Origin of the sequence: Acinetobacter sp. UBA3132, from assembly GCF_002364825.1 — a bacterium.
Lineage (GTDB): Bacteria > Pseudomonadota > Gammaproteobacteria > Pseudomonadales > Moraxellaceae > Acinetobacter > Acinetobacter schindleri.
In genome coordinates this window covers 1-5,236 of record NZ_DEZM01000118.1, presented here as the reverse complement: position 1 = coordinate 5,236, position 5,236 = coordinate 1, and the positions used below count along the sequence as shown (strand labels likewise).

The 5,236-nt window shown below is 42.6% G+C and carries 4 protein-coding genes and 1 pseudogene; 4 read left to right on the top strand and 1 reads right to left on the bottom strand.

The window, feature by feature from the left end; translation table 11 throughout:
* The 4 genes and pseudogenes from B4033_RS05925 to B4033_RS05910 form a co-directional block, all read left to right on the top strand.
* Positions 1-320 (top strand): annotated as a pseudogene (locus B4033_RS05925) (trigger factor); the annotation flags it as partial.
* 194 nt (positions 321-514) lie between these two features.
* A complete protein-coding gene (clpP, locus tag B4033_RS05920) occupies positions 515-1,120 on the top strand; it encodes an ATP-dependent Clp endopeptidase proteolytic subunit ClpP (protein ID WP_004813202.1) in 606 nt (201 codons plus the stop codon).
* A gap of 29 nt (positions 1,121-1,149) precedes the next feature.
* Complete coding sequence (clpX, locus tag B4033_RS05915; protein ID WP_286832666.1) at positions 1,150-2,460, top strand: ATP-dependent protease ATP-binding subunit ClpX; 1,311 nt, start codon at positions 1,150-1,152, stop codon at positions 2,458-2,460.
* Positions 2,461-2,624: 164 nt separating this feature from the next.
* On the top strand, positions 2,625-3,338 hold the full coding sequence (locus B4033_RS05910; RefSeq protein ID WP_004813198.1) for a DUF2846 domain-containing protein: 714 nt from the start codon (positions 2,625-2,627) through the stop codon (positions 3,336-3,338).
* Between the two features lie 70 nt (positions 3,339-3,408).
* Here the strand turns inward: B4033_RS05910 and B4033_RS05905 are convergent, their stop codons facing one another.
* On the bottom strand, positions 3,409-4,935 hold the full coding sequence (locus B4033_RS05905) for a fumarate hydratase (protein ID WP_004813196.1): 1,527 nt from the start codon (positions 4,933-4,935) through the stop codon (positions 3,409-3,411).
* Between the last annotated feature and the right edge of the window lie 301 nt (positions 4,936-5,236).

The following is a 5,236-nucleotide window of genomic DNA, read 5'->3' as shown; positions in this document are numbered from 1 at the left end:
TTCCAGATGAACTGTTCAAAGAACAAGCTGAAAAATCAGTGAAACTTGGCGTGTTGGTAAGTAAAGTACTTGCTGACGCGAAAATCGAAGTTGATCAAGCACGTGTAGAAGCTTACATCGAAGACATGGCTTCTTCTTATGAAGATCCTGCTGAAGTGATTGAATACTTCAAAAATGACAAGCAACAACGTGCTCAAATCGAAGCAGTTGTTCTCGAAGACCAAGTTGTTGATCACATCCTAGCTGCTGCTAAAGTGACTGACACTAAGGTTAGCTATGAAGACCTATTAAAAGCTCAGCAAGCTCGCCAACAAGGCTAAGTTTAGCTGGTCATAAAAAGGCGCTTTAAGCGCCTTTTTTTAATACTTTAGCTTTCTATGACCTAATCCGTTTTTCACAAAACTAATGCAAAAAATATCATGGAATTCATGGCGAATATTTTGCAATTTAGATCATTATCCCTCATATTGTAATTATGGGTTAAGTCACAAAAAATTTAGGAATAAATAAACGTATGTATGTTCCAGCGATTGAAAACGCTTTAGTTCCAATGGTGGTAGAACAATCATCTCGTGGTGAGCGTTCTTTTGATATTTATTCACGTCTTTTACGTGAGCGGGTAATTTTCTTGACTGGTGAAGTTGAAGACAACATGGCCAACTTGATTGTTGCGCAAATGCTGTTTTTAGAAGCTGAAAATCCTGACAAGGATATTCATCTATATATTAACTCGCCAGGTGGTTCGGTGACTGCAGGTATGGCAATTTATGACACCATGCAATTTATTAAGCCGGATGTTGTGACTTATTGTATGGGTCAGGCTGCCTCAATGGGTGCATTTCTGTTAAATGCGGGCGCAAAAGGCAAACGTTATTGCCTTGAAAATGCCCGTGTCATGATTCACCAGCCATTGGGTGGTTTTAAGGGGCAGGCATCTGATATTGAAATCCATGCCCGTGAAATCCTGTTTATCAGAGAGCGTTTAAACCGTCTGATGGCAGAACACAGTGGCCAGGACTTTGATAAAGTCGCGCGTGATACTGACCGTGATAACTTCATGACTGCTCAGCAAGCGAAAGAATATGGTCTCGTGGACGAAGTTCTAACAAAACGTCCATAAGTTTGAAAGATTGAGATATTGGAGAGACTATGTCCGAACATACTCAAGGACAAAAGCATTGTTCATTCTGCGGTAAAACGCAGTCTGAAGTTGGCAAGCTGATTGCTGGCGAAGACGCCTACATCTGTAATGAATGTGTAGACGTATGCTTGGATCTGGTTCAGACCAGTCAACAGGTAGAAACCAATGACTGGGCGAATCGTCCTTTGCCGAAACCGCATGAGATCCGTGCGGCGCTAGATCAATATGTAATTGGTCAGGACGTAGCAAAAAAGACGTTATCTGTTGCAGTATATAACCATTACAAGCGTTTAAAAGTGCAGACCAATGGTAAAAAAGCTGATGACAGCGTTGAAATTGCCAAAAGTAATATTTTGCTGGTCGGTCCAACAGGTTCGGGTAAAACCTTACTGGCACAAACTCTTGCACGTCTTTTAGATGTACCTTTCGCGATGGCAGATGCAACGACCTTAACCGAAGCAGGTTATGTCGGTGAAGACGTTGAAAACATTGTACAAAAGCTATTGCAAAAAGCTGATTATGATGTCGAGAAAGCGCAAAAGGGTATTATCTATATCGATGAAATCGACAAGATTACCCGTAAGTCTGAAAACCCATCCATTACACGTGATGTATCGGGTGAAGGCGTACAGCAAGCGTTATTAAAAATGATCGAAGGTACAGTTGCTTCAATCCCGCCACAAGGTGGCCGTAAGCATCCGCAGCAGGAATTCATTCAGATTGATACTTCAAATATCCTGTTTATCTGTGGTGGTGCATTCTCAGGACTTGAGAAAATTGTGCAGCAACGTCAGGAGAAGGGTGGTATCGGCTTTACTGCAGAAGTACGCAATAAAGAGGAAACCAAGAAGCTATCTGACCTGTTCCGCCAAGTTGAAGCAACTGACCTGGTGAAATTCGGTCTGATTCCAGAATTCATTGGCCGTCTGCCAGTGATCGCAACGCTGGATGAGCTGGATGAAGAAGCTTTGATGCAAATCCTGACTGAGCCGAAGAATGCTTTAACTCGTCAGTATAAGCATCTGTTCGATATGGAAAATGTAGACTTGGTCTTTGAAGATTCTGCATTACGCGCTGTGGCGAAAAAAGCCCTGGAACGTAATACAGGTGCACGTGGTCTGCGTTCTATTCTTGAGAACTCATTGCTTGAAACCATGTATGACCTGCCAAGCCGTACCGATGTTGGTACTGTGGTAGTGAGTGAGGCTGTGATCAATGGCGAGACTAAACCGGAATTCCGTCCGGAACGTCAGGCCGCTATTGAACAGACTGCTACTCCCAAGGCAGACTTAAAGGTAGTAAATAGCAAGTCTGCTTAACTGCTGTTCGTCTGAAACGTGCGAAAATGAACTGTTTTCGCACGTTTTTTATTTTCAAAAATAAATCACAATGTTAATCTCGTTTCTTAGGCGTGGACGCCTGATCATTCATATAAATTTATAAAAATGTACATAAAATAATAAAGACGCAGTGAGGGATAAGCATGCGTGGAGCCGCAATTGTACTCATCAGCAGTTTAGCTTTAATGGGGTGTCATTCGAAGCACGCCGTTCAGGAACAGCAACTGACATCAACACTGAAAAATATCGATCTGAACAAAAAACCGGGGTTTGTCGAGCAGCATAAGGTAGGCATGTTCACGATTGGTGGATGGGTCAATCAAAAGCTGGGTCAACGTTTTGCACCAGTGAAGCCGCAGCATGAACAGGCGGCAATGGTTTACTTATATCGTCCAGATTCGAAATGGAACCGCCAGGAAATTGTGGCTGCCAGTATCTTTATCAATCAGGAACGTATTCCAAGTCTGTTGCATAATCATTATTACTGGGTTGAGCTGCCACCAGGTACGTATCGTCTGAGTACCAGCCGTCCGCTCGGTGCACTGCATTTCCAGAAACCGAAATATCTGGATTTTAGCGTGGAATCCGGCAGATCTTACTTCATTAAATATGATGAAGAAAATATAACGACTCGCCGTACAGCTACAGGCCCATTAATGCTGATGCCTGAAACTGTCGGTTTAAATGAAATTGCATTTACCCAGCTTAAGTCGGATAGTTTTAACTTTGTTGCCCAAGATCAGGAAACGGGGAAACTTCGCAAGAAAGCCCAGAAAATTAAAGCCATCGAATATGATCCAACTGAAGACGTACAATTGACTACGCCATTTAAGTTATGGGATCCGCGTACTTGGTAATTAAACTTTTATAGGAAAAGAGCGCAATAAAAAAGCACCCATCAAGGATGCTTTTTTATTGCAGATTAAATTAGCCTGCAGCAGCGTCAACTACTGGAATCTTGCCAATTTTAGCTTGCCAGATTTTTGGTGCAGTTGCGTGTACAGAAGTACCGTTTACGTCAACCGCAACAGATACAGGCATGTCCTTCACCACGAACTTGTAGATTGCTTCCATACCAAGGTCAGCAAATGCAACCACTTCAGCTTCACGAATGGCTTTAGATACTAAGTATGCAGCACCACCCACAGCCATGAGGTAAGTCGCTTTGTTGTCTTTGATGGCTTCAACAGCAGCAGGGCCACGATCCGCTTTACCAATCATGCCAAACATGCCAGTTGCTTCAAGTACTTGACGTGTAAATTTATCCATACGTGTAGCCGTGGTTGGACCAGCAGGACCTACAACTTCGTCGCCTACTGGATCTACAGGACCTACGTAGTAGATGAACTTGCCTTTAAGATCGACAGGAAGCTCTTCACCGTTGTTCAACATGTCAACCATACGTTTGTGAGCCGCGTCGCGACCTGTATAGATTGTACCGTTAAGAAGTAGGGTATCGCCTGGTTTCCAAGCGTTCATTTCTTCTTGAGTAATCGTGTCTAGGTCAACACGTTTAGATGATGATGAATCCCAAGTTACTTCAGGATAGTCTTCAAGTTTCGGTGCAATAATGTTTGCAACACCTGAACCATCAAGCGTGAAGTGTGCATGACGCGTTGCAGCACAGTTCGGAATCATGCCGACTGGTTTGCCCGCAGCGTGACATGGGTAATCTTTGATTTTAATGTCGAGAACAGTGGTTAAACCGCCAAGACCTTGCGCACCGATACCCAGAGCATTTACTTTTTCAAAGATTTCGATACGAAGTTCTTCAAGTTTATTTTGTGGACCACGACGAAGAAGTTCGTCCATGTTGATCTCTTCCATCAATGCTTCTTTTGCAAGCATCATGGCTTTTTCAGCAGTACCACCGATACCAATACCCAGCATACCTGGTGGACACCAGCCTGCACCCATTGTTGGAACAGTTTTTAGTACCCAATCCACGATTGAGTCAGATGGGTTAAGCATTGCCAGTTTAGATTTGTTTTCTGAGCCGCCACCTTTCGCTGCAACAGTAATGTCAACTTTATTACCTGGAACAAGTTTGTGGTAGATCACAGCAGGGGTGTTGTCTTTCGTATTCTTACGACCGAATGCAGGGTCAGCAAGTACAGACGCACGCAAGACATTAGAATTTTCTAGGTAACCTTGACGTACACCTTCGTTGATCGCATCGTCTAAGCTCATCGTTAAATCGAATTTAACGTCCATGCCCACTTCAACGAATACGTTTACGATACCGGTATCCTGGCAGATTGGGCGGTGGCCTTCTGCACACATACGAGAGTTAATTAAGATTTGCGCGATCGCATCTTTAGCCGCTTTGTTTTCTTCACGGTCATACGCACGACTCATCGCCTGGATGAAATCTTGTGGATGGTAGTAAGAAATGAACTGAAGCGCATCTTTAACCGATGTGATCAAGTCATCTTGCTTGATAATAGTTGTCATACAAAAATCTCTTGAGCGGGCTGATAGCTAGCGGGCTAAATTATATGACAAAACATAAAAGTTGTGGGACGTTTTACAGGGCTTTTGGGCGAAAGTTTAATACTCGTTTAACTGCCTAGAGATAAAGTCTACGGCGTTATAATTTGAGTAAAAATTGTCATAATGACTGTCATATTTCATGTTATAAAACCCAAAAAATAGTATTTATTTTATTAAATATTTGAAATTAATAATTATTTTAAAAATAAAATACTTCGTATATTGTCATATAACTGTCATAAAACTTTCGCATAATGCACAC

Bases quoted from the DNA above. Each gene is read 5' to 3' on its own strand.
- clpP (WP_004813202.1), top strand. From the start codon at position 515: ATGTATGTTCCAGCGATTGAAAACGCTTTAGTTCCAATGGTGGTAGAA.
- clpX (WP_286832666.1), top strand. From the start codon at position 1,150: ATGTCCGAACATACTCAAGGACAAAAGCATTGTTCATTCTGCGGTAAA.
- B4033_RS05910 (WP_004813198.1), top strand. From the start codon at position 2,625: ATGCGTGGAGCCGCAATTGTACTCATCAGCAGTTTAGCTTTAATGGGG.
- B4033_RS05905 (WP_004813196.1), bottom strand. From the start codon at position 4,935: ATGACAACTATTATCAAGCAAGATGACTTGATCACATCGGTTAAAGAT.